Source organism: Microbulbifer mixtoriginis (SeqCode), assembly GCF_052468275.1.
This window is the reverse complement of sequence record NZ_CP174341.1, coordinates 1,092,525-1,115,226: the sequence shown is the minus strand read 5'-3', so window position 1 is coordinate 1,115,226 and position 22,702 is coordinate 1,092,525. Positions and strand designations below refer to the sequence as shown.

Here is a 22,702-nt window from a genome sequence, read left to right as displayed (position 1 = left end):
AAAAAAGCCGCACATTTCTGCACGGCTTCTAGAGGATTGAAAAGTAAAAAGTAATTAAGCAGTTAAATTGCTAATTGCTTTTCCCTCTCCTGCTCGCCCTTTACAAACTCCATCCACTGTTTAGCAAACTTTTGAGAACGCTCATCCTTCGAGGCTTCTTTGAGGCTCTTTATTGCCGCGTCATAGCGCTTCAGGTTGGCATTCGCCATACCCATTACGATATGTAGGGTATCAACACGCTTGATTTTGCCCTTCTGCAGGGCCTTTTTGCCCATAGATATGGCTTTCTCATTCTGATCCAGGTCCAGGTAGATCCCTGCCAGGCGCGAGTAGATTTCACCCTTATCAGACAATTGAGCTGCAGCTTCCAGCTGGGGAATCGCTTTTTGCAACTCCTGGGCCATCTGGTAAGCCTGAGCAAGCGTTTCCAAGTTCTTAGCAGTGCGAGGGATCTTCTTCTCTTGGATGCCTTTGGCAATCACCTTGGCACCTTTATAAGGCATTTCGTGCCCCATAAAGAGATACCCCATGTTCAACAGGTCCCGATCCTTCTCCAGCGCCCCTGCCAGATAAGCGGCTTCCATCATATGCAGCTGGTCTTTTTCACGCTTCAGTTCGCCGTACATGGCCGCCAGTGTCTTGTAGTACACGGGCTTGGGATAGTGCTGAACCAACTTTTCCACCACACCGGCTACTTTCTGGTAGTCATTGCGTTCGAAATAGATGTATTGCTGGAGACCGTACCAACCTTCCTTGGGCACTTTACCTTCTTTCTCATACATGGATACCGAAACATTGATATCCGCGAGTGCCTTGCTCTGATTGCCAACCTGGTTATAAGCCTGAGCACGCAATGCGTAAGACTCAGCAGTAATGCGATCGGAAACCTTAAACCATTTGTTCAGGTAATTAATCGCCTGTTTGTAGTCCTCGGTAACGAAGTAGAGCTGCGCAAGGGTAAATAAGGTACCCACTTCAAGAGCGACTGGCAGGTTTTTTTCACCCTGATTCAGCACTTTCTTAAAGTAGGGAATCGCCTCTTTGTAGCGTTCGGTACTGTAGTAAACCACACCAAAGAAATTGTACATCTGAGCTATCTCATAGCCATTGTACCGTTTCTTGCTCGCATCCATCTCTTGCAACGCAGCCAAAGCAGCCGCCCAGTCTTCTGCATCAGCAGCTTCTTGGGCTTTTTCCAACTTTTTATACGCGACTTCGCGCATAGCTGGAACTTTGCGGCTCTTCTGCTGGCTAGGCTTTTTTTGCTCCTGCGCCTGGGCAGAGGCGAAAGGTGCAGAAACACCCGCTGCTTCGAGCACGGTGACACTGATCGCTGGTGCCAGGATCAAGGGCATCGCTACTGAAGTGCGCAGCGCGAACTTGGACAAACTTTTGCTAATGCTTGTCAACTTCATAGTGCTTCCTCCTTAGTCCTTAGCCATATTAAAGCTGATCTTAGTCCGCACATTCGGGACTTCTGTCGGCTTGCCATCCACTACTCGTGGCTTGTATTTATATTTCAGCGCGGACTTGAGTGCGGCCCTGTTAAAAACAGAGGTGGGCTTACCATTCAGAGTAAAGGCTTCGATCACAATTGGATCGCGCACAGAACCATTGGTGGTCACCGTATACTCAACGATTACATAGCCTTCCAGGCCCCGCTGCAGGGCACGGCGCGGATACTGGGGCTGAACCTTAACGATAGGTAGGTAATCACCCTCACCAAAGCTAAACCCAGACAGCTTGACACCGCCAGACGCCTTGGGCGCAGAGATACTGATACCGCCATCAATGTCCGGCTCCTCAAACTCCGGCTCAGGCATTTCCGGCGGCGGAGTTTCAGGATCCTCCGGTTTCACCGGCTTGGTCGTGTCGTATTGTGTTTCAATCTTCTGCTCAGGCATCACCACATCGGCAACTTTGAACTGCTCCTTTTCCTCTGGAGCGCCCATATTTGCCTGAATCAGCTGATGCATGGTGAAGATGAGGCCAAAGGTTGTGGCTACTGCCAGCGTACCTGCCCCAAGAAGTCTTACCGGATTCATAGCTGTTAACTCTTTTCTGTCGCGACCGAAACTTTCTTGATACCAATCTTCCTGGCTGCTTCCGCAATCAGGGCGATCTTTTCAATACTCGCTTCCTTATCGGGCTGAATCACCAACCACCCCTTCGGGTTTTCCGAGTAGAGGCGCTCCAGGACAATTCTTACCTGGCGCTCATCAACTTTCTCTTTGGCAATCCAGATCTCATCACTATTGTTGATCGCTACCAGAATAGAGGTGGCTTTGAGTTCTGCGGTTGTCGCTTCCGGCTTAACAACATCAGCACCCGGTTCCTTAATAAAGGTCGCAGTGACGATAAAGAAGATCAGCATGATGAACACCACGTCCAGCATGGGCGTGAGGTCAATAGCGCCGGCTTCTTCTTCTGCCGTATTTTGTCTTTTGCTCATAGCAACTCTCTTAGCGAACTTTCTCGTCAGGGGCCCTCAGGGAGCGCCCCTGGCGAAAATTTCTGGCTTGGCTAAACCTTCACAGCAAATAAGCTGGCCTATTCGCTGATGTGTGCTTAGTGATCCATGGTCAGATGATCTTCCAACAACTGGGTCTCACGCTCGGCCTTACGGGCGAGGTAGGTGTTGGCGAATACTCCGGAGAGGGCCGCAACCATACCCGCCATCGTCGGGATAGTTGCCATGGATACACCACTGGCCATCTGCTTAGCGTCACCGCCACCGGTAATTGCGAGAACATCGAACACGTTGATCATGCCCCAAACCGTGCCCAGCAACCCGAACAGGGGTGCTAGGGCAACACAGGCCTGGATCATGTCCATATTGTCCTGAATCTTCTCGGAAACCCGGGAGATCATCGCGTAGCGGATCTGGTGGGAGGCCCAGGATTTGCGCTCACTGCGCTCTTCCCACTGGTCTACCGCACCCTGAACGTCACTCTTTAACGCTTTGTTAAAGTAGAAAACACGTTCAAAAATCAGCGTCCACATAAAGAAGGTCAGGCCGGCGATCAGGAACAGTACTGGCCCGCCCGACGCCATAAAGGCGTTGACGGCGGCCCATGCGTCGATTAATGCGTGCATGTTGCCGCCTCCTCTTATTTACGCTCGGCGTTTTCCGCCACGATACCAGCGCTCTGCTCTTCAAGAATATGCAGGACGCGCTTAGCACGAGCATTAACAATGGTGTGCATCAGTACAGTGGGGATAGCCACACACAGACCGAGAACGGTGGTGATCAAGGCAGAGGAAATACCACCAGCCATTGCGCGGGGGTCACCAGCACCAAAAATGGTAATTGCCTGGAAGGTTACGATCATACCGGTAACGGTACCCAACAGACCCAGCAGCGGAGCTACCATGGCAATAATCTTCAGCAGGTTGAGGCCGGACTCGATGGCCGGACGCTCTTTCAGGACCGCCTCTTCCATCTTCAGCTCGAGAGTTTCACCGTCGACACCTTTGTTCTCTTCCGCAACAGCCAATACACGACCCAGCGGGTTATTGGTGTTCGGGGTAGAAGAGCGCAGCTGAGCACTTACCTTGGCGCTCACGCCAGTCAGTACGATCAGGCGGAAGATAGCCAACAGCATGGCGAATACACCAACGGCAGTGATGATATAGCCAACGATGTCACCCTGGTGCCAACGCTCAACAATATCGGGGCTGTTGATCATGGCTTTCAGGTAGGAGCCGCCGGTAGGACCAGTCGGGTCGATACCAAAAGCACTGAAGCCTGCGGTAGAGGCCTGTAAACCTTCCGCCATCTTCTGGAAGCTGGCATCTGGCTGGCGAATCAGCTCGGCCAGCTGGTAGGCGTCGTTCATTTCCAGGTATTTGCCGCTGGAAACCAGGTTGAAGTTACCAACACGGACAACTTCCTGCTGAACCTGCTCACCATTGGGCTTGATCACGGTAGCGTTGAACTTAACTACTTTGCCGGATTCCACGGTTTCGCGCTGAACCTCAAACCACAGGCGCTCGATTTCCTCGATTGTCGGCAGCTTGGTAGCGCTGTTCATCTTGGCCAGCAGACCGTCGATAAATTCGGTACGGTTGGGGTACTGGGCGGAAACCAGGGAGGAACCGATATTCGCACGCAGATCTGCCGCAGTAGAAGACATATGGCCGAACAGCTCTTTCAGGGAGCCCAGGCGCTCGTCCAATTGCTGGCGTTTCTGATCTACAGCAACTTCCTGCTCCTGGTATTTCTTTTCCAGTTCAGCAGAGCGCTTTTCTTCTGCAGTGCGAGTGTCTTTAGCCTTTTTCAGCAAAGATTGCTGATTGGCCTTTTGGCGACGGAACTCAGCTTCACGCTGCTTGTGCTCTTTGGATTCAGCAACCTTGGATTGTTGAACCATTTTCAGCAGGTCATCGAGAGAAGCTGCTTTTTCCTGGGCGACAGCAGAGAAGCTGATCAGGCCAGCCGCTGCTGCAACTAGTACGCGTTTGGCGATAGAGGATTTCATTGCGCTGCCTCCGGAGCCGCGATCGGCATAGTCATGATATCGATAGTGGCCTGCTTCTTGGCGATTTTCAGACCGTTCATGAGAGCGCGGCGGTATTCGCCAGCATCGATCTCAACCCAGGCTTTCTGGCCTTTGTCATAGGCGAGGGAGATCGAGGAGTCGGTGGTCTGAGCCAGCAGGGCGATACGGCCGATCTGCAGCACGTTCACCTGGCGCTCTTGGCCATTTACGTTCAGGGTATCGCCGTAAGTGTCGATCTTACGCGCGTATTCCGCTTCGAAATTGTACAGCTCCAGTACCTGGCGGAATTTCTCCGCAACAGTAATATCGGAACGATCCATATTGTTCTTAACGCCTTCGAGGTTGGCCATACGCTCGTCCAGCTTGAACGGTGCGTCCAGTTCGATGAACTGCTCCAGGCCGTCCAGCATACGCAAAATCAGCGGCTGGATCTGACGTTCGATTACAGTAACGTTGGCAATGGACTCGTCCAGCTCATTGATCACTTCGAGCTGGTTGGCCAGCTGCTTTTCCAGCTGACGGTTGTACACTCGCAGACCATCGATTTCTTTATTGACCACCTTGAAGTCCTGCAGCAGGCTGCTGGTTTCTTCGGCAATCTTGTCGATGCGTTTTTGCGATGCCTGGGCCGCAGTGGTTTTCTGCTGGCCGACGGCGAGTACGTTATCGAGAGTATCCGCAGTGGCTACGCTGCCGTAGAGCGCGCCGGCAGACAGCGCAGTGGTCAGCGCCACAGCCATGAATCGCTTGGTTTTCATTAGACCCCCCAGTGGGTTCAATATTTCACAACATGGTCGCGATGAGATAGCTGCCACAACGCGGTGTCCTTTTGTTTTAAAAACATTGGTTAGAAGACAGCTAAGAGCCGCACATTGTAAACAGCCGATTTGATTATTCAAATGCCGATTGCCAGCATCGGCCCGCGTGGGTAGCAAAGTAACAACCGGGTAACAAGACCGGGTCGCTTGCACACATTGACGGCGCTTTTCCCTGTGTTGGCTGTCGCAGAATTTAACAGATTGATCAACTTTTAATCAAATTGTTTTTATTTAAATCTGTCGTACTGAACTAATGCGTAGTTATACTCATTCTTGTCGCAAGCAGGGTAACACTCTCGTGCAACTTCGACCCATGAGTCATTAACTTCAGGAAAAAATGCATCTCCCGCCACTTCAGCATCTACTTCGGTAACATAGAGCCGCGCGGCATAGGGCATACTGAGGCAATAAATCTGTGCCCCGCCGATCACCATCAGCTCGCTGGCCCCTGCTTCCTGTGCGTGCTTATCGCCAAGTTCCAGTGCGGCTTCCAAGGTGCTTGCCACCTCAACACCGTCGGCCTGCCAATCAGGGTTGCGGGTAATCACGATATTGACACGTCCAGGTAGCGGGCGGCCAATCGACTCAAAGGTCTTACGTCCCATCACCACAGGCTTGCCCATAGTAGTGCGCTTGAAGAACTGCAGGTCGCCAGAAAGACGCCAGGGCAACTCGTTATCTCTGCCAATGGCACCGTTACGGGCCACAGCCGCGATTAAGGCAATCGGGGTATCCACAGTGTCTCTCCTATTCAAACCGCAACTGGAGCCGGAATATGTGGATACGCCTGGTAATCCTGCAGATCGAAATCCTCGAAACGGAAGGCGAACAGGTCTTTGACATCCGGATTGAGGTGCATTGTCGGTAGGGGGTGTGGTTCCCGTTGCAGCTGCAGATCAACCTGCTCCAGATGATTGGAGTAGAGGTGGGCATCGCCAAAAGTATGAATAAACTCACCTGGCTCAAGATTACACACTTGAGCCAGCATCAACGTTAGCAAGCTGTAGGAGGCAATATTGAAAGGCACACCAAGGAAGATATCCGCACTGCGCTGGTACAACTGGCAGGATAACTTGCCATCCGCCACATAAAACTGGAACAAGGCGTGGCAAGGGGCGAGCGCCATGCGCCCTTCACGGGCATTTTCTGCCGGGGAGACGCCCTCATCGGGCAGGTCCGCCGGATTCCAGGCACTGATTATCAGACGGCGGGAATCTGGACGGGTTTTCAACTGCTGCACCAGCTCTTCCACCTGGTCAATTTTACGACCATCAGGCGTGGGCCAAGAGCGCCACTGGTGGCCGTAAACTGGCCCCAAATCCCCATCTTCGGTAGCCCATTCATCCCAGATTCGCACCTTGTTTTCCTGCAGGTAGCGAATGTTGGTGTCTCCCTGCAAAAACCACAGCAGCTCGTGAATGATGGAGCGCAAATGACACTTCTTTGTAGTGATTAAGGGGAAACCCTCTGCCAAGTTAAAGCGCATCTGGTGGCCAAATACGCTCAGGGTCCCGGTGCCGGTACGATCCCCTTTTACTGTGCCGTTTTCGCGCACATGGCGCATTAGATCGAGGTACTGCTTCATTTCTAACTAGGCTCCGCCATTTACTTGAGAACGGTTTTCTTTGTTTCCACCCTTGCCTCGCCCTTCGGGCAGCGGCTGGGTACGATAGCTCCAGACCAATAGAGCGATACCGGCAATAATCATCGGCAGACTCAAAAGCTGGCCGCGAGTCATCCAGCCGAACAAGTCGAAGCCGATATGACCATCTGGCTCCCTGACAAATTCCACCAGGAAACGGAAAATACCGTAGAGCAACACAAACATACCGCCAACGGCGAGGCGCGGGCGCGGCTTGCTGGAGAACCACCAGAGCACCGCGAAGAGCACTAGCCCTTCCAGGAAGGCCTGGTATAACTGCGACGGATGCCTGGCCAACAGCTCCGGGTCCTTGGGAAAGACCATTCCCCAGGGCCCTTCTGTTGGGCGGCCCCAGAGCTCCTGACCGATAAAGTTACCCAGACGCCCCAATCCCAGGCCGATAGGTACCAGTGGGGCGACAAAATCAATCAGCGCGGGGAAAGTTGAGCCAATTTTTCGGGCATAAATGACGGTGGCTAACATTACGCCAACCAGACCACCATGGAAACTCATGCCCCCTTCCCAGACTTTGAACAGAGAGAGCGGATTCTCCATCAACTGCGGCAAGTTGTAGAAGAACATGTAGCCGAGGCGCCCACCGACCACCACACCGATAGCGCAGTAGAGAATCAAGTCCTCCACTTCCGATTTAATAACTGGAGACCAGGGCCGAGTGCTACGCCGCAGTGCCAACCACCAGGCAGCAACGAAACCGAACAGGTACATCAGCCCGTACCAATGTACTTTTAAAGGGCCTATAGCAATGGCCACCGGATTGATTTCTGGATAAGTCAGCATGGGGGAATCGAGATTGTTGGCGAAGAGCGTATTATGGTCGCAAAGCGCCCCCCAGCGAAAGAGGCGCGCTAAAAGCCCATCTTCAGGAAAACACTATGTGTCTACTGTTGTTTGCCTACCGTTGCCATCCCGACTACCCGCTGCTACTTATCGCTAATAGAGATGAATTTTACGTCAGGAAGAGTGCCCCCGCCGAACCCTGGAAGAATGGGCCAGAGGGGAGACAAATAGTCGCTGGGCGCGACCTGCAGGCTGGCGGAACCTGGGCAGGGATCTCTGCGCGGCGGGTGGCCGCAGTGACCAATATCCGCGAGCCCGGAAGGGCAGAGCCCGAAAATGTCCTATCTCGCGGGGAAATTCCTTATAAATTCCTAACCGGCGATGATTCCCCCGAGCAGTTCGCAGGGGAACTCGAAGGACAGCACTATCGGGGCTTTAATGCGCTGCTATTCGCACTGGATAAAGCTCCCCCCCTCTACTGCGCGGGCAATAGGCATAAGCCCTTCGCTTTCTCTGCCGGAGTACACGGTATCTCCAATGGCGCACCCGATGCTCCCTGGCCCAAGGTGGAAAAGGGCAAGGCGGGGCTGGCACAAATTACACGGCAAATTGAAGGCGCCATTGGCCGGGAGAACTTTATTGAACCGGCCCTCAACCTTCTGCAGGACAGGGCCTCTGCTGCAGATGCGGAGCTGCCAGATACCGGCGTGAGTTTGTCAATGGAGCGCGCCCTGTCGCCAATATTTGTGCAGATATCCCAGAGAAAGAATCAACTGCCAGATGGGCAAGATTTAAGCGACACTCAGCAAGGCTATGGCACTCGTGCCAGCACCCTCATAGCAGTTCACCGGGATGGCCAGACCCAGTTATGGGAACAGAGCTTTTCCCAGGGCAATCCGTATGGGCCCATTCGCCACTTTTCCATCCCCTGAATCCTTTATCCCAAGCCCCTGAAATCTGTAGGGTTTTTAGGGGTTATTGAAAAAATTGGCCGTATCTAATCGCCCAAGCCCCGAAGCCATAGCAGACAAATTTCTGTCAATAACAGAACCATATCGCGGTAAGGGCTAAGATTTGCGTGCCTTCATCACAGATTACCAAGCCTCATATCCTCAGAGGAAAGAAACGCCAAGCAAATTCCGCATTTATTGCCATACTTAGTTTCACAGGCTGAGATTGGTTGAGTTTCGCGCAAGCGTGACGCCAATTGTGGTCTTACATTAGAGGACGTCGCGCGGGACGCATGACAAGTGCGAGTCAACGCTAGACACCTAACAGTCTCTGGATGGGCTCGCCATAGGTTCGGAAGGTATGAACGATCTGGCGTCCGGCATTATCCACAAGACAACACCGGGCCCCTGCAGTATCGCTGAGGTACCATGTCTTACTTCAACCCAGAGCAGCGCAAACGCAAATCACTACTGCCCCTGCTGGTGCTAGGCAGTCTCTGTGTCTCCATCCTCTATTACGCCTTTTCCGCTAACCAGAAAACGGTGCCAGTATTGCCGGAGAGTGCAGTACGCCCACATTTGGTGCACTGGCTGGAGGAAAACCCTGACGCATGGCCGGCCCAAGATCCCATTTTCAACCCGGCGGCAGTGCGCAGGATTTACCAGCGTACTAATTATCGTCTACTGTGGTTTGATAATTACAACCTGAGTGACAGCGCCAACGATCTCCTCAAGCAGCTAACAGCTGCCAGCTCTGGCAATCCAAGCAGCATGGTGGATTATCGTTACCACCTGGGGTACTTCGACCGCACCTTGCGGGACACTCCCCAGCGCCTGCAAATGGCCGCTGTACTGGATATTCTGCTGACAGACGCCTTCGTCTCTTACGCACAGGATACCCAGCTCGACAGAATCACCCCCAAGAGCCGTCCGCGCCGAGGAATTACACCGGTTCTGCGGGAGCACCAAGGATTTCGCATGGTCGCCTTCGGCAATGCCCCACAGCAGGCATCCAACGAGCCCAGCGGACGCAAGTACTTTCGCGGCTATGATCGGGCGCGCATGATCGGCAGTAAACCACGCAGTCGCTATTACTCCCGCGACTACAACACTGACAACGAACGCAGCTCTTCAAGGCCTTCCGACACTCGTCGCTATCGCACGCGCTACAACACATCCAGTGACAGTGGTTCCTCTGGAGCGACCAGGGGCGGCAGCAGGGTTTACTACAATCAGGGCCGCAATAGTCATCCCCAGGAAAGAACCAGGGCAGCTCGCTCAGAAAACAGTGAGGGGCCCTATTTCGAAGAAAACACGCCTTACGGTAGCGACGTCTATGCCCTGCGAAACGAGCTGGAACGCCTGCGCAGAATCTCCGACAGTGGCCGCTGGCGCCCGATACCTCCGGGGCCGGTGATGACGATGGGTGCTCGCCACCCCCATGTGGCCCGCCTGAGAGAATTGCTCACCCTCTACGGGGACTATCAGAGCCGCTATAGCTATGGTGGAGGAGACCCCAACCGCTTTGACCGGGGCCTGCATGAAGCGCTATTGCGCTTCCAGAAGCGCCACGGCCTTAAGCCTGACGGAATTGTGGGCCGCGGCACACGCAAGCGACTCAACTTATCCCCCTCAGCGCGAGCAAAAATTGTTGAGATGAATATCCTGCGCAGGGAAGAGCTTCCCGCCAGCCTTGGGGATCGCTTTATCCAGGTGAATATACCCGCGTACCGCCTCCAGTATGTGGAGAACAACCGGGTAAAACTGGCCATGAATGTGGTCGTGGGCAAGAAGAAACACGCTACTCCCGAGATCACCACCCGGGTCAGCAAGGTGGTATTCAACCCCACCTGGACAGTGCCACGCAGTATCCTGGTGAATGAAATTCTGCCCAAGGCACGCAAGAATCCTGCGGGCATGGAGAACATGGGTTACCGAGTCGTCAATGGCAGAGGGGAACACCTGCCGCTGACCGCTAGTAACTTGTCAGCCGCCGGTGCTGGGTCTTTCCTTATGCGCCAGATGGGTGGAGAGGAAAATATTTTGGGGCGAGTGAAATTCGAAATTCCCAATAAACACGATATTTACCTGCACGATACTCGCGCCCGCACTCTCTTCTCTCTCACAGACAGGGATTACAGCCACGGCTGTATCCGCCTGGAAAAACCCCGCCACCTGGCTGAGGCTCTTCTGCGCCCTCAGGGGGACTGGGACCAGTGGCGCATCGACCAGCTCACTGTCGGAGAGAAAACCACCGAGGTCGACTTAGTCCGCTTGGTTAAGGTCTATATCACCTACTGGACTGCCTGGGTGGACGGAAAGGGCCGGCTGAATTTTCGCCCCGATATCTATCGCAAGGATGGCTTGAGCGACAATCAATTTTGAGCAAGTATGGGGCGGCCTTCGGGGCCGCCCCTTAGCCTCCAATAATAACCCCCCATAGTCTTTTTCCTCGGCGCATAGCCCCGATCCATTCCTCAAAATTATTTAGGGCTCAAGAGTCACAAGTTACCAATGTGAGCAGGGTGATCAGTCTCTCTGATCCGATTTCGCTTACTGGGGTGACTTATGGGTGCTGGCTATCTCTCCTCCTTGCAGAGCAAATCAATCCACAGTGGCACCATGGCTTTTATATTGGCCCTTGTGCTGGGGATTGATAGCTCCCCGTCCTTGGCGAGCGCAGGAGCAGACCTTGATCTGCCTGTGCCAGGGAGAGATCCCTTTTCCCCCTATGGCAGACAGTACACTCTCCTCAGTGAGGAGCTGGCTCGCTACCAGACACTGGCCGAGGGGGATCATTGGCAACCCCTGGATGGCGGACAGCCAATTACTCCGGGAAGCCGGGGACCGAGAGTAGCTCAGTTGCGCAGCTTGTTAATGCTATACGGCGATTTCCGCCCCAGGGATTTTCCCAGCAAAGGCTCCAAAGAAACACTTACAGGTGACGTCTACGACAAGCCCCTCCAAGAGGCTGTGCGCCGATTCCAGCGCCGCCACGGCCTAAAAGGGGATGCCCTGGTGGATGAGCGCACCCGCAGTCGCCTCAACACTAACCCGGATAAGCTGGTTCGGATTCTGGCAGCCAATATTAAACGCTGGGAAAACCTCCCAAAGGATTTAGGGCCCCGTTATATCGTCGTTAATGTTCCCGAGTTCAACTTGCGCTTGATCGACGACGAGCGCGAGCAATTCCGTATGAAAGTGGTGGTGGGCAAGCCCAAGCACAAGACCCCACAGTTGTCCACGCGCATGACACGCCTGGAATTCAATCCAGTTTGGCGAGTCCCCCCCAATATCGCCTTACGGGAGCTTCTGCCAAAGGGCAGCTCGACGCTGAGTGCCAAGGGCTACCGCTTAATCAATCATCGCGGCCGGGCGGTACCTTTCACTCGTGGAAATGTCGCTGCAGTGCGCCGGGGCCAGGTAACCCTGCAGCAAAAAGGAGGACCGGGAAATGCGCTGGGACGGGTCAAATTTGTGATACCTAACCGTCACGCCATTTACCTGCACGATACCAACAGCAAGCACCTGTTCAAGAAATCTCAACGCGCTTTCAGCCACGGCTGTATACGCCTGGAAAAACCCCTGAAATTTGCTCGCATGATGCTCGCCCAACAAAATCGCTGGAACAACGCCCGCATTGAGCGAGCGCTGATGAGCGGTCGTACCCATGGCGTAGCGCTGAAAAACCCTTTACCGGTATATATCGCCTACTGGACTGCCTGGGTGGATGAAAACGGCCAGCTGCAGTTCCGCCCGGATATCTATCAACGGGACAAAGCCGGAAAAGGAGCCAATCGTGGCTGAGTATCATCAATCTGGTGGGAGTTCACTATGGCTTGGTATCCCCGCCATCTAGGGTTAGCTGCTCTCCTGACAGTGGCCATTGCCTCGGCCGCCTCAATAAGCGGCGGCCAGTCTTCCAAGGGTGCTGCAGCTCTGGATATTGCCCTTATGGGAGACCAACTGCGCAGCGAAGCCCTGCATTACAGAAACCTAGCCAAACATTGGCGCCCTATACCCCAGGGTGGCCCCCTGCAAGCCGGAGATAAGAACGAGCGGGTGCTGCAATTGCGAAAACTGCTCGAACTATACGGCGATTATCGTGGACAACCCGGCCCGGTATCATCTCCACAGAAGGACCCTATGCGTTTCGACAGCGCATTGCAGTCGGCACTTGAGCGCTTCCAGCGCCGCCACGGCTTGGTGCCAAGTGGTGTTGCCGAGGGAGAAACCCTCACGGCCCTGTCGGTTTCCCCCATCGAGAGAGCAGAACAGATGGTTAGAAATGCACAGCGCTGGGACAAGCTCCCCTCTCAGAAAGAAGGGCGCTATGTGCTGGTAAATGTGCCCAACTACCGCCTGCAATTGGTGGAAGATGGACGTATCAAGCTGGATATGAAAACCGTGGTGGGCAAGAACAGCAGCCGCACACCCAATTTACACACCCGCATTACCAGTGTGGTATTCAACCCCACCTGGACAGTGCCGCGCAGTATCCTCATCACAGAGTTACTCCCCAAAGCACGGCACAACCCTGCAGCCATGCACCGCCGCGGTTATCGGGTCATCCAGTATCGCGGTGGCAAAACTTCCCCGATCACCGATGAAAGCTTGCAGAGGGCCGCAGGTGGCCACGCCACCATGCGCCAGGTCAGCGGGCCAGATAACACCCTAGGTAAAGTGAAGTTCGTTATTCCCAATAAGCAGGCCATATTCCTACACGACACCCAGGCGCAAAGCCTGTTCACAGAGCACCATAGAGCTTTTAGTCACGGCTGTGTGCGCCTGCATCAACCCGAGGAATTGGCCTATAACCTGCTAGAAACCCAGGGGTGGGACAGGACCCGCATCGCCGAGGCCGCAACCGGGGACGAACCTCTAAAAGTAGCCATCAAACCCGCCCCTAAACTCTTTATCGTTTATATGACAGCTTGGATAGACGCCGAAGGGCGCCCTCAATTCCGCCGGGATATTTATCACAGGGATAAATAGGTCAATGCCCCAGGCGCCCCCCAAAAAAGTGCCCCTGCTTTAGGAAAAAACTGAATAGTCGCAAAAAAAATGATTTTTTAAGCATGCCCACTGAATGACAACGCTGTCTCCTGTTTCTAATGCTAATTCTCCCGCCAGCAGCTACGAGAACGCAATGGGAGTAGCATCCGTAAAAAAATTTACCAACGAAAGCCTTCAAATATTTCCTAATTAGCAGGTCACAATTTGTAACAAATGGTTATTTTTTGTACATTTTCCGCCGTACCCGGATGCGCTCAATCAAGGGCACACCGAAGAGATTTAACGACGAGGCGGAATTATGAAGAATCCATCCAGACGTCGATTCCTGGCAGTGACCTGCGCAACTGCGGCGGCGGTCAGCGCCGGACCGACTTTCGCGAAAGTAGGTAGCTCCCGCACCCTGAAGATGCGCAACCTGCACACAGGGGAGAAGCTGGAGGCCGCCTACTGGAGCAACGGAAACTACAGCAACGGTGGTTTGAAACAGTTCAATAAGCTGCTGCGGGACCACCGAGCTAACGAAGTGACCCGCATGGACCCGAAACTATTTGATATCGTGTATAAGCTGAAGGAAAAGTTCAATTACACCGGTACCATCGAGATTATCTCCGGGTACCGTTCGCCCAAGACCAATGCGAAGTTACGCGCTGCGGGTCGGGGCGTGGCCAAGCGCAGCTACCATACCCGCGGTATGGCCTTGGATATCCGCATGCCCGGTGTACCCCTGTCAAAACTGAGGCAGGCGGCGCTGAACCTAAAGGCAGGTGGTGTCGGCTATTACCCGAAGAGTAACTTCGTGCACGTGGATACAGGCCCTGTACGTCGCTGGTAAGCTTATAGGCATCTCACAAAAAACCCCGGCTATTGCCGGGGTTTTTTATTTCCTTTAGCCCTCAACGGCCGGTAAAGACACCGGCATCACATCCTTCTCTGATACTGGCACCTCTGTGGTACCAGTCATCAAACCTGCCATCCGCTCCAGCAACTTGCGCGCTTTGGCCAGCTGCCCAAGCTCTGCCAACTCGAATGGATCCTCCATCTTTAACAATAGGGCCTCAAAATCTGAAAAGGCCTCCTCCAAAGCATTGACCTGATGACGGTCAAGAAGTACCTCGGCCAGACCACCACCTCCGGAGGGGATCCAGTTAGACTGCAAGGTCGCCATAATTGCCAGTAGCGCCTGCTTCGAGTCTGCCGCGCGGCCACTTTCTACATCACTCTCCGAGCCCTCGGGGAGACGGCGCAAAAGCTGCTCATCAATCACCTGGGTATGTGCCGCGCGAATCTGCTGCAATCGCGCTACCGGTCCTAGGGCTAGGTACTCTCGGGATAGGTTATTGGCCGAAGTGGGCCAGCGACGTGCTAGCCCGGCCATATCTTCTTCAATCCCCTTGGCAATCAGGCTGGTTAGTTCACGGCGACGATTGGCCGCCAGAGCCTCCGGCCTCTCCCCTTCGCTAACTGCCACAAAGTCTTCCGCCATGCGCTCACTTGTGGGGCCCCAGAGCATCACCTCAAGTGCGTGAAAGCCGGTGCTCGCCTCTTCGTGTGCAGTGAGGCGATGTTGTTTGCGTAGGTTTGTCAAAGTCAGTTCGATAGCGGTGTCGTTGACGATGCCGCTATCGGAATAACCCGGCACAGTATCCAGATAACCTGGCTGGGCGGGCCAGCTATCGAGTGCCAATAAGAGCTTGCGCCCTTGACTGCGCAGGTCCGAGGGCGAAAAAGCCAGTTGGATATAGGGCAAAGTTGCTGCGAACTCGCGGTGCGCATCCAGCCAGGCGAGCCTGGCCTCCTCCAATTGCTCCTCATCGGGCTTGGCAAGCAAGGCATCGACAGCTCTCCGCAACGTTTCCACGGAGGCATGAGCGTGCAATACCTGAGCCTGTCCCGCCTGCCAGATTGCCAGCGAGAGATCCGAGGCCACCTTTTCATCAACCTGTTGGGCCTCTGGGGCACGCTTCTGTTCCTTTAAAGGCTGAGAGGTTCGCTGTTCGCAGCCAACTACGATAACCAGTACTCCCAGCAATAGGGCTGTGGCCAGAGACCGAAGGCAATATCCGTTCACTCACTTCCTCTTTTCATGTTTTCCAAGGTCGCACTTTTCTCTTGGCCAAAATCGCCATTTAGCCCTGATCGCGCAAGCTGATAATTGGCCATCCACGCACTTGCGCCTCTGCTCGCAGTTGGGCATCTGGGTCGACCGCCACCGGATGCTCCACTTCCGTGAGCAGAGGCAAATCGTTGATGGAATCGCTGTAGAACCATTTCTCCCTACCCGCGTATTCAGGGTTTTGCGCCAGCCATTGGCGCAGGCGCAACACCTTGCCAGCCTGATAGCAGGGCTCTCCCACGACACGGCCGGTGAAGTGGCCCTCGTGCTCTTCAGGCTCAGTCGCCAACAGGGTATCCACCCCCAGGCGGGCGGAAATCGGCTCCACCACAAAGCGGTTAGTGGCGGTAATAATCATGATGTGGTGTCCCTTGCGACGATGTTCACCGATTAGCTCTTGCGCTGCCGGTAGCCACAGCTCGCTGATCACCTCCTGCATAAATTCACTTTGCAGATTCTCCAGTTGACCCCGAGAAATTTGTGACAGCGGCTCCAAGGCAAACTCCAGGTAGGCAAAAATATCCAACTCACCCCGCTGGTAGTCCTGATAGAAGCGATCGTTGCTCAAACGATAGCGTTCGCTATCCACATGCTCGCGCTCCACCAGAAACTCACCCCAGGCGTGATCGCTGTCTCCGCCGATCAGCGTGTTGTCGAGATCAAAAATTGCCAAGTGCATCGCCAACTCCCCCGTAAACTATAGATTCGCAAAGGCTATTTCACCGCCAGGGTAAAGCAACCACCACTAGAGTGGCGGTCGATTTTACCGCGCACTCGCCCCTATCACACGGACTGCGTCACTGAATTGCTGTAAACCCACCTCTGTGGAACAATGCGGGACAAGTAAGTGCAGCGCACGGCCGCACACAAAAGTATTGAGGACGGTATTTTGGGCGACGGCAAACCGGCACCTGCCGGGCGAAGAAACCGCCGTAAGCCTGCCAAGCAGTCAAATCGCAGCGACAACCCCAGTAGCAACAATCGCAACCGGGGACAGGGTGGCGACAACAGCAGCAATATAGACTCAGAGGGCTTTCGCCCCAATGTCGGTATCATTGTGCTGAATGCCCGCGGTCAGGCACTGTGGGCTCGGCGGGTAGGTGGCAAGGACGCCTGGCAATTTCCCCAGGGCGGTATAAATCCGGGCGAAACTCCCGAACAGGCACTATATAGGGAGCTATACGAAGAAGTAGGGCTTACACGCGATCAGGTCAGTCTTATCACCTGCACCCGCGGCTGGCTGCGCTATCGCCTGCCACAGCGCCTGATCCGCCGGCGCTCTGAACCCCTGTGCATTGGCCAGAAACAAAAGTGGTTCTTACTGAAGTTAGAAGCCGAAGAGTCTTGCATCAGCTTCGACAACGGCTATAAGCCCGAATTTGACCACTGGCGCTGGGTGAGCTACTGGCACCCACTCAGTAAAGTGGTGACCTTCAAGCGCGAGGTTTATCGGCGCGCGCTGGCCGAACTGGCCCCACAACAAATTCAGCTGGAAAGGCGCTGGTTGCGCGAGCGGGGCGAGTAATTCCGCAGCATCAGCTGCGCTCCAGCACCACCAAGCCCAGGCTCTCCTGGGCCTAATTCATTCTCCGTTGACTGGCGAGGAAAGGCCATTGCTCGGATCTTTGCGCAGTATCGTTCAGGAAGTTAACTCCGCCAGGGACCTGCCGGCGGTGCTTGAAATCATTGTGCGGCGAGTGCGCGAAGTGATGCACACCCGTGTCTGCTCTGTTTACCTTCGCGACAAAGAAACCGGCAACTATGTCCTGATGGCCACCGATGGCCTGCTACCAAGTGCCGTGGGCCAGGTGCAATTAGCACCCGATGAGGGCCTGGTTGGTAATGTGGTCACCCGCGAAGAGCCCATCAATCTAGAAAAGGCCGAGGCACATCCCGCCTACCAATATTTTCCCTCGACCGGTGAGGAGCGATTTAGCGCTTTCCTGGGCACACCGATCATCCACCACCGCGCAGTGCTCGGTGTCCTAGTTGTCCAGCAGGAAGAGCAGCGACGCTTCGATGAAGGTGAAGAAGCTTTTCTCGTCACCCTCTCTGCCCAGCTTGCCGGGGTGATTGCCCACGCCGAAGCCACTGGCATGTTGGCTACCATCCGCCGGCAGCGCCAGGAAACCCACTTCTCCGGTATTCCCGCCTCGCCAGGTGTCGCCATAGGTCGTGCCCATATCGTCACCCCCAGGGCCAACTTGGCCACCGTGCCCTACTCCCTGTGCCTGGACATCGAAGAGGAGTTGATTTTGTTCCGGCAAGCGCTCACCTCCGCCAGAGAGGAGATTCGCGAAGTGGGTGAGCGCCTCAAAGACGAACTCAACCGCGAAGAACGCGCACTTTTCGATGCCTATATCAGTATGCTCGACGACGACTCACTCGCCGTAGAGGTTTGCGATCGTATTCAACAGCAGCTGAGCGCCCCCAGGGCCTGGGCCGAAGTCATGCTCGAACACGTACGCCGTTTTGAGGCCATGTCCGACTCCTATTTCCGCGACCGCGCCGCCGACGTGCGAGACCTGGGAGCCCGTGTTCTCACCCATTTACACCAGCAACAGCAGAGCGAGCGCGATTATCCAGACAACACCATTCTGGTTGGAGAAGAGCTCACTGCCGCGGTGCTGGCCGAAGTGCCGCGGGAGAAGCTGATCGGTGCTGTTTCCGTAAAAGGCTCCTCCAACAGCCATATGGCCATCATTGCCCGCGCTATGGGGCTGCCGGCGATTATGGGCGTGCAAGACCTGCCCTATGAAACTATCGACGATGTGGATATGGTGGTGGATGGCTACCGCGGCGACCTGCACATTCATCCTGGCGTAGAGCTCAAACGCCGTTACGACGAGATCGTCGCCGAAGAGCAACAGCTCGCCCACAGTCTGGATCACCTGGCAGAACTACCTGCTGAAACTGCCGATGGACACCGGGTTCACTTGCTGGTCAACACCGGCCTGATGGCTGATGTCACTCGCTCCCTAGAACGCGGGGCCGAGGGTGTCGGCCTGTTCCGCACCGAGGTCCCCTTCCTTCTGCGCGACCGCTTTCCCTCCGAGGAGGAACAGCGGGAAATCTACCGGGAACAACTCGAAGCCTTTGCCCCCATGCCGGTAACCATGCGCACCCTCGATGTAGGCGGCGACAAAGCACTGGCCTACTTTCCCATTGAAGAAACCAACCCATTCCTGGGGTGGCGCGGCATTCGCGTAACCCTCGACCACCCGGAAATTTTCCTGGCGCAGGTGCGCGCCATGATGAAGGCCAGCCAAGGGCTCAACAACCTGCGTATCATGCTGCCCATGATCAGTGGGCTCAATGAACTCGAAGCCGCACGCAAACTGATCGAACGAGCCTACCGGGAACTTCTGGAAGAAGATTATGAAATTGAGATGCCGCCGCTCGGGGTCATGGTGGAGGTGCCCTCGGCGATCTATCAGATTCGCGAATTAGCCGAGCGCGCTGATTTCATCTCTGTGGGCAGCAATGATCTGACTCAGTACTTACTGGCTGTGGATCGCAATAATAGTCGCGTAGCCAATATCTACCACGCCCTACACCCCGCAGTGTTGCGTGCTCTGCAAGAGATTGTCAGCACCGCGCACGCTGAGGGCACCAGAGTCGGCATCTGCGGAGAATTAGCAGGAGAACCCGGGGGCGCCCTATTGCTGGTAGCCATGGGCTACGACATGCTGTCGATGAACGCCACCAATCTACCGCGAGTAAAGGCAACTCTGCGCGCGGTACGCCAAGCAGATACCAAGTTACTACTGCAACAAGTGATCCAAATGGATTGTGCTGAGGAAATCGAGCACACCGTCGGCGCATTCCTACATAAAATAGGTCTGAAAGGCATCCTTCACCCAGCAAGTACCGAATAAACACCATCTATAAACAAAAAACCGCTGCCAATAGCAGCGGTTTTTGCACTCAGTGAGCGTGAGGAATTAGTCCTCAGACTCCGAGCGATAGGTATCGGCATCCAGCATATTGTCCAGCTCTTTCACATCGCTGGGCTTGATACGGAAAAACCAACCGTCATCGTAAGGAGAGGAGTTCACGGTCTCCGGGGACTCTTCCAGAGTTTCATTCACCTCTACGACCTCACCGGATACCGGGGAGTAGATATCGCTAGCGGCCTTAACAGACTCAACTACACCGGCCTCGTCGCCGGCAGCCAGAGTGCTGCCCACTTCGGGGGTTTCAACATATACCACATCACCCAGAGCGTCCTGGGCATGGTCACTGATGCCGATAGTAACTGTGCCATCCTCTTCCAATCGCGCCCACTCGTGGCTGGAGAGGTATTTTAATTCATTGCGGATTTCGCTCATGCTGTGATCCCTTGATTAAGCATCTGTATATATTGTCTGAATGGCGCTGACACCTGTGGTGCGGCGCTTAAATAACCGATTTGCCGTTGCGCACAAAGCAGGGCTTAACCACCTTGACCGGCTGCAGTTTCTTGCGGATTTCCACTTCGGCGGTATCGCCGACGCTGGCCGGTACCCGCGCCAGGGCGATGGAGTAACCCAGGGTCGGCGAGAAGGTTCCGCTGGTGATGATACCGCGCTCTTCGCTACCGTCCACCATCACATACTGGCCCCCACGCAGAACACCGCGTTCCTCGAGAACCAGCCCGACCAGCTTGTGTTCGATGCCCTTAGCCTTTTCCTCTTCCAGCACTGCGCGGCCGATAAAATTGCGGCTCTCCGGCGCCCAGGCGACGGTCCAGGACATATTGGCGATCAGTGGAGAGGTTTCCTCATCCATTTCATGGCCATACAGGTTCATACCCGCTTCGAGGCGCAGAGTATCCCGCGCACCCAAGCCACAGGGGGCAACGCCAGCCTCGGCCAAAGCACGCCAGAAACCACTGGCATCTTCGCCGGGCAGCATGATTTCCAGGCCATCTTCACCGGTATAGCCGGTACGCGCCACAAACCACTCGCCGCGGGCCACGCTCTGGAACACTTTCAGCGCATCAATCGCCGCAGTCCAGTCGATACCCAGGACTTCTTTCGTCTTGCTGAGAGCGTTAGGGCCCTGGATGGCGATCATCGCCAGCTGAGGCCTCTCAGTGAGAGTGACCTCAAAAGATTCCGCCTGCTTGTTCATCCAAGCCAGGTCTTTTTCGCGGGTTGCGCAGTTTACCACCACGCGATAACCGGGGTCGCGCAGGTAGACGATCAGGTCGTCAATCACGCCGCCCTTCTCATTCAGCATGCCGGTGTAAAGTGCCTTGCCGGGATTGCCATCGAGCTTGGCCACATCGTTGGCCAGCAGGTAGCGCAAGTAGTCGCGGGCGTCAGCGCCATCGACATCGACCACGGTCATGTGGGAGACATCAAACATTCCCGCATCGGTGCGCACCTTGTTGTGCTCATCCAGCTGCGAACCGTAGTGCAGCGGCATATCCCATCCACCGAAATCCACTATTTTGCCGCCCATAGCGACATGTGTGTCATACAGAGGCGTTCTGTTTCCCATTTTAAAATCTCAGTCCGTCAGGTTCCGAAGCGGCGTATTCTAGCGGCTTGGGTACAGACCTTGCCAGCAGGCAATGGCCTGCGACATATCTGCACAGAAGCCTAGCAGCCATCGGAATCAAAACCTGTAGAGCCCGCTGGAGACCGTCAAAGATTCCGCCGGGGCCACCGTCAGGGAAAGCACAAGCTATCAGATGTAGAAATTAGCTATCCCGCCCCTCTCGGCCATCACGACCTTCACCAGCCTCCTCAGTATCCTGCTCCTGCTGCGCAGATTCATCCACCTTGAGACCGTGTCTCTTTGAGCGCCAGCGCCACAAGCGCTTGGCCAGCTCCTGGCGATCCGGAGTTTTATCCGCTTCATCGACAATCTCTTCACCGAGCAGAGTCTCGAGAAGATCTTCCAGGGTAACCACCCCTTCCAAGCTGCCGTATTCATCCAATACCGCACTGATCTGCACCCGGCGTGACAGCATTTTCTGGAAGGCCTGATATATAGTGGCGGTTTCCGGCAGCATCAACATTTCGCGGCGGAACTCGGACAATTTGCGTTCGCCCTCCCCCTTGGCATAGGCGAGCAGTAGTTCCTGTTTAAGTACAAACCCCACCACACAGTCCTGATCCCGGTTTTCATATACCGGGATACGGGAGAAGCGCCCCCTTTCCACCTCCTCGTAGACCTCAGCCAGAGTGGCGTCCTCGGGCAGGGAAAATACCACAGTGCGCGGCGTCATCACCTCGCGTACAGAATGGTCGCGCAGGGTAAAAAACAGGTTGCGCAGAATACTGGACTCACGCTGCTCCAGCTGGCCCTCGGCCTCCCCGATCTCCGCCATAATCGCAAACTCATCGCGGCTGAAGCCCGTAAGGGTGGGTCCGTGCGATAAGCCCCGTGTGAGCCACTCGGACATTTTCACAAAGGGGTAGAGCAACCACACCAGTCCGCGCAACGCGTAGGCAGTAAATGGAGCCAGCTGACGCCAGTAAACCGCCCCTAGGGTTTTAGGGATAATTTCGGAGAACACCAGAATCAACAAGGTGAGGATTGCGGAGGCAATACCCAGATACTGGTTGCCAAAAACCGCTGCAGCCTGGGCACCAGCACCAGCGGCACCAGCAGTATGGGCAATAGTGTTCAGGGTAAGGATCGCGGCCAGGGGCGCATTGATATCCCCTTTCAGCTTGCGCAACAGAGGCCCCGCTTTGTGCCCTTCCCTCTCAAGAAGTCTCACATAGGGCGTGGTGACGCTGAGAATGACCGACTCGGCAATCGAGCACAAAAAGGAAAAGCCGAGAGCGATAAAAATATAGGTAATTAAGAGAAACATATATCCCTGGTTACAGCAGAATTAGAGCTGAATTCTTGCGCACTGTCCG

The 22,702-nt window shown here is 54.9% G+C and carries 21 protein-coding genes; 7 read left to right on the top strand and 14 right to left on the bottom strand.

Features of this window, described 5'->3' with window-relative positions; genetic code table 11:
• Positions 1–62: 62 nt before the first annotated feature.
• The 9 genes from ACJJIC_RS05015 to lgt all read right to left on the bottom strand — a co-directional run bounded on the left by ACJJIC_RS05015 (position 63) and on the right by lgt (position 7,760).
• Complete coding sequence (locus tag ACJJIC_RS05015; RefSeq protein WP_444910673.1) at positions 63–1,415, bottom strand: tetratricopeptide repeat protein; 1,353 nt, start codon at positions 1,413–1,415, stop codon at positions 63–65.
• A 12-nt stretch (positions 1,416–1,427) separates the two neighbouring features.
• Positions 1,428–2,045 (bottom strand): energy transducer TonB, encoded by a 618-nt coding sequence (locus ACJJIC_RS05010; protein ID WP_444910674.1) that lies wholly within the window; start codon positions 2,043–2,045, stop codon positions 1,428–1,430.
• Positions 2,046–2,050: 5 nt separating this feature from the next.
• Entirely contained in the window at positions 2,051–2,452 is a 402-nt protein-coding gene (locus tag ACJJIC_RS05005) for an ExbD/TolR family protein (RefSeq protein ID WP_444887391.1), read from the bottom strand.
• Between the two features lie 116 nt (positions 2,453–2,568).
• Positions 2,569–3,096, bottom strand: coding sequence for a MotA/TolQ/ExbB proton channel family protein (locus tag ACJJIC_RS05000; RefSeq protein WP_152455321.1), 528 nt, complete (start codon positions 3,094–3,096; stop codon positions 2,569–2,571).
• Between the two features lie 14 nt (positions 3,097–3,110).
• A complete protein-coding gene (locus ACJJIC_RS04995; protein WP_444882981.1) occupies positions 3,111–4,481 on the bottom strand; it encodes a MotA/TolQ/ExbB proton channel family protein in 1,371 nt (456 codons plus the stop codon).
• Entirely contained in the window at positions 4,478–5,260 is a 783-nt protein-coding gene (locus tag ACJJIC_RS04990; RefSeq protein WP_252083573.1) for a DUF3450 domain-containing protein, read from the bottom strand. The genes ACJJIC_RS04995 and ACJJIC_RS04990 overlap by 4 nt, the downstream gene beginning before the upstream one ends.
• A gap of 287 nt (positions 5,261–5,547) precedes the next feature.
• On the bottom strand, positions 5,548–6,057 hold the full coding sequence (locus tag ACJJIC_RS04985) for a dihydrofolate reductase (protein WP_444899642.1): 510 nt from the start codon (positions 6,055–6,057) through the stop codon (positions 5,548–5,550).
• A gap of 14 nt (positions 6,058–6,071) precedes the next feature.
• Positions 6,072–6,905, bottom strand: coding sequence for a thymidylate synthase (locus ACJJIC_RS04980; RefSeq protein ID WP_444882983.1), 834 nt, complete (start codon positions 6,903–6,905; stop codon positions 6,072–6,074).
• A gap of 6 nt (positions 6,906–6,911) precedes the next feature.
• Positions 6,912–7,760, bottom strand: coding sequence for a prolipoprotein diacylglyceryl transferase (gene lgt / locus ACJJIC_RS04975; RefSeq protein WP_252083576.1), 849 nt, complete (start codon positions 7,758–7,760; stop codon positions 6,912–6,914).
• Positions 7,761–7,855: 95 nt separating this feature from the next.
• On the opposite strand from lgt, the gene ACJJIC_RS04970 reads away from it, so the two are divergent.
• The 5 genes from ACJJIC_RS04970 to mepK all read left to right on the top strand — a co-directional run bounded on the left by ACJJIC_RS04970 (position 7,856) and on the right by mepK (position 14,558).
• On the top strand, positions 7,856–8,692 hold the full coding sequence (locus ACJJIC_RS04970) for an NRDE family protein (RefSeq protein ID WP_445356549.1): 837 nt from the start codon (positions 7,856–7,858) through the stop codon (positions 8,690–8,692).
• Positions 8,693–9,139: 447 nt separating this feature from the next.
• Positions 9,140–11,095 carry a L,D-transpeptidase family protein gene (locus ACJJIC_RS04965; RefSeq protein ID WP_444887395.1) on the top strand — a complete coding sequence of 652 codons (1,956 nt, stop codon included), beginning with the start codon at positions 9,140–9,142 and terminating at the stop codon, positions 11,093–11,095.
• A gap of 183 nt (positions 11,096–11,278) precedes the next feature.
• Positions 11,279–12,517, top strand: coding sequence for a L,D-transpeptidase family protein (locus ACJJIC_RS04960; protein ID WP_445356548.1), 1,239 nt, complete (start codon positions 11,279–11,281; stop codon positions 12,515–12,517).
• A 27-nt stretch (positions 12,518–12,544) separates the two neighbouring features.
• Positions 12,545–13,705, top strand: coding sequence for a L,D-transpeptidase family protein (locus ACJJIC_RS04955; protein ID WP_445356547.1), 1,161 nt, complete (start codon positions 12,545–12,547; stop codon positions 13,703–13,705).
• A 319-nt stretch (positions 13,706–14,024) separates the two neighbouring features.
• Positions 14,025–14,558, top strand: a complete 534-nt coding sequence (gene mepK, locus ACJJIC_RS04950; RefSeq protein WP_252083581.1) for a peptidoglycan L,D-endopeptidase MepK — start codon at positions 14,025–14,027, stop codon at positions 14,556–14,558.
• A gap of 54 nt (positions 14,559–14,612) precedes the next feature.
• Here mepK and ACJJIC_RS04945 read toward each other — a convergent pair whose 3' ends face one another.
• Positions 14,613–15,794 (bottom strand): imelysin family protein, encoded by a 1,182-nt coding sequence (locus ACJJIC_RS04945; protein WP_445356546.1) that lies wholly within the window; start codon positions 15,792–15,794, stop codon positions 14,613–14,615.
• A 58-nt stretch (positions 15,795–15,852) separates the two neighbouring features.
• Positions 15,853–16,518 (bottom strand): histidinol-phosphatase, encoded by a 666-nt coding sequence (locus tag ACJJIC_RS04940; RefSeq protein ID WP_445356545.1) that lies wholly within the window; start codon positions 16,516–16,518, stop codon positions 15,853–15,855.
• 339 nt (positions 16,519–16,857) lie between these two features.
• Between ACJJIC_RS04940 and ACJJIC_RS04935 the strand changes: the two genes are divergently transcribed.
• Positions 16,858–17,364: an RNA pyrophosphohydrolase gene (locus ACJJIC_RS04935; RefSeq protein WP_252086035.1), complete on the top strand. Its 507-nt coding sequence runs from the start codon at positions 16,858–16,860 to the stop codon at positions 17,362–17,364.
• An 88-nt stretch (positions 17,365–17,452) separates the two neighbouring features.
• A complete protein-coding gene (ptsP, locus tag ACJJIC_RS04930) occupies positions 17,453–19,717 on the top strand; it encodes a phosphoenolpyruvate--protein phosphotransferase (RefSeq protein WP_444882988.1) in 2,265 nt (754 codons plus the stop codon).
• A gap of 66 nt (positions 19,718–19,783) precedes the next feature.
• On the opposite strand, the gene gcvH is transcribed toward ptsP, so the two are convergent.
• The 3 genes from gcvH to ACJJIC_RS04915 form a co-directional block, all read right to left on the bottom strand.
• A complete protein-coding gene (gene gcvH, locus ACJJIC_RS04925; RefSeq protein ID WP_252083585.1) occupies positions 19,784–20,170 on the bottom strand; it encodes a glycine cleavage system protein GcvH in 387 nt (128 codons plus the stop codon).
• A 67-nt stretch (positions 20,171–20,237) separates the two neighbouring features.
• Positions 20,238–21,326 (bottom strand): glycine cleavage system aminomethyltransferase GcvT, encoded by a 1,089-nt coding sequence (gene gcvT / locus ACJJIC_RS04920; protein ID WP_252083586.1) that lies wholly within the window; start codon positions 21,324–21,326, stop codon positions 20,238–20,240.
• A gap of 202 nt (positions 21,327–21,528) precedes the next feature.
• On the bottom strand, positions 21,529–22,653 hold the full coding sequence (locus ACJJIC_RS04915) for a CNNM domain-containing protein (protein ID WP_252083587.1): 1,125 nt from the start codon (positions 22,651–22,653) through the stop codon (positions 21,529–21,531).
• Positions 22,654–22,702: the final 49 nt, after the last annotated feature.

What these genes read in the sequence shown, in the direction of transcription:
- ACJJIC_RS05015 (WP_444910673.1), bottom strand. Translation starts at nt 1,415, where the DNA reads ATGAAGTTGACAAGCATTAGCAAAAGTTTGTCCAAGTTCGCGCTGCGC.
- ACJJIC_RS05010 (WP_444910674.1), bottom strand. Translation starts at nt 2,045, where the DNA reads ATGAATCCGGTAAGACTTCTTGGGGCAGGTACGCTGGCAGTAGCCACA.
- ACJJIC_RS05005 (WP_444887391.1), bottom strand. Translation starts at nt 2,452, where the DNA reads ATGAGCAAAAGACAAAATACGGCAGAAGAAGAAGCCGGCGCTATTGAC.
- ACJJIC_RS05000 (WP_152455321.1), bottom strand. Translation starts at nt 3,096, where the DNA reads ATGCACGCATTAATCGACGCATGGGCCGCCGTCAACGCCTTTATGGCG.
- ACJJIC_RS04995 (WP_444882981.1), bottom strand. Translation starts at nt 4,481, where the DNA reads ATGAAATCCTCTATCGCCAAACGCGTACTAGTTGCAGCAGCGGCTGGC.
- ACJJIC_RS04990 (WP_252083573.1), bottom strand. Translation starts at nt 5,260, where the DNA reads ATGAAAACCAAGCGATTCATGGCTGTGGCGCTGACCACTGCGCTGTCT.
- ACJJIC_RS04980 (WP_444882983.1), bottom strand. Translation starts at nt 6,905, where the DNA reads ATGAAGCAGTACCTCGATCTAATGCGCCATGTGCGCGAAAACGGCACA.
- lgt (WP_252083576.1), bottom strand. Translation starts at nt 7,760, where the DNA reads ATGCTGACTTATCCAGAAATCAATCCGGTGGCCATTGCTATAGGCCCT.
- ACJJIC_RS04970 (WP_445356549.1), top strand. Translation starts at nt 7,856, where the DNA reads ATGTGTCTACTGTTGTTTGCCTACCGTTGCCATCCCGACTACCCGCTG.
- ACJJIC_RS04965 (WP_444887395.1), top strand. Translation starts at nt 9,140, where the DNA reads ATGTCTTACTTCAACCCAGAGCAGCGCAAACGCAAATCACTACTGCCC.
- ACJJIC_RS04960 (WP_445356548.1), top strand. Translation starts at nt 11,279, where the DNA reads ATGGGTGCTGGCTATCTCTCCTCCTTGCAGAGCAAATCAATCCACAGT.
- ACJJIC_RS04955 (WP_445356547.1), top strand. Translation starts at nt 12,545, where the DNA reads ATGGCTTGGTATCCCCGCCATCTAGGGTTAGCTGCTCTCCTGACAGTG.
- mepK (WP_252083581.1), top strand. Translation starts at nt 14,025, where the DNA reads ATGAAGAATCCATCCAGACGTCGATTCCTGGCAGTGACCTGCGCAACT.
- ACJJIC_RS04940 (WP_445356545.1), bottom strand. Translation starts at nt 16,518, where the DNA reads ATGCACTTGGCAATTTTTGATCTCGACAACACGCTGATCGGCGGAGAC.
- gcvH (WP_252083585.1), bottom strand. Translation starts at nt 20,170, where the DNA reads ATGAGCGAAATCCGCAATGAATTAAAATACCTCTCCAGCCACGAGTGG.
- gcvT (WP_252083586.1), bottom strand. Translation starts at nt 21,326, where the DNA reads ATGGGAAACAGAACGCCTCTGTATGACACACATGTCGCTATGGGCGGC.
- ACJJIC_RS04915 (WP_252083587.1), bottom strand. Translation starts at nt 22,653, where the DNA reads ATGTTTCTCTTAATTACCTATATTTTTATCGCTCTCGGCTTTTCCTTT.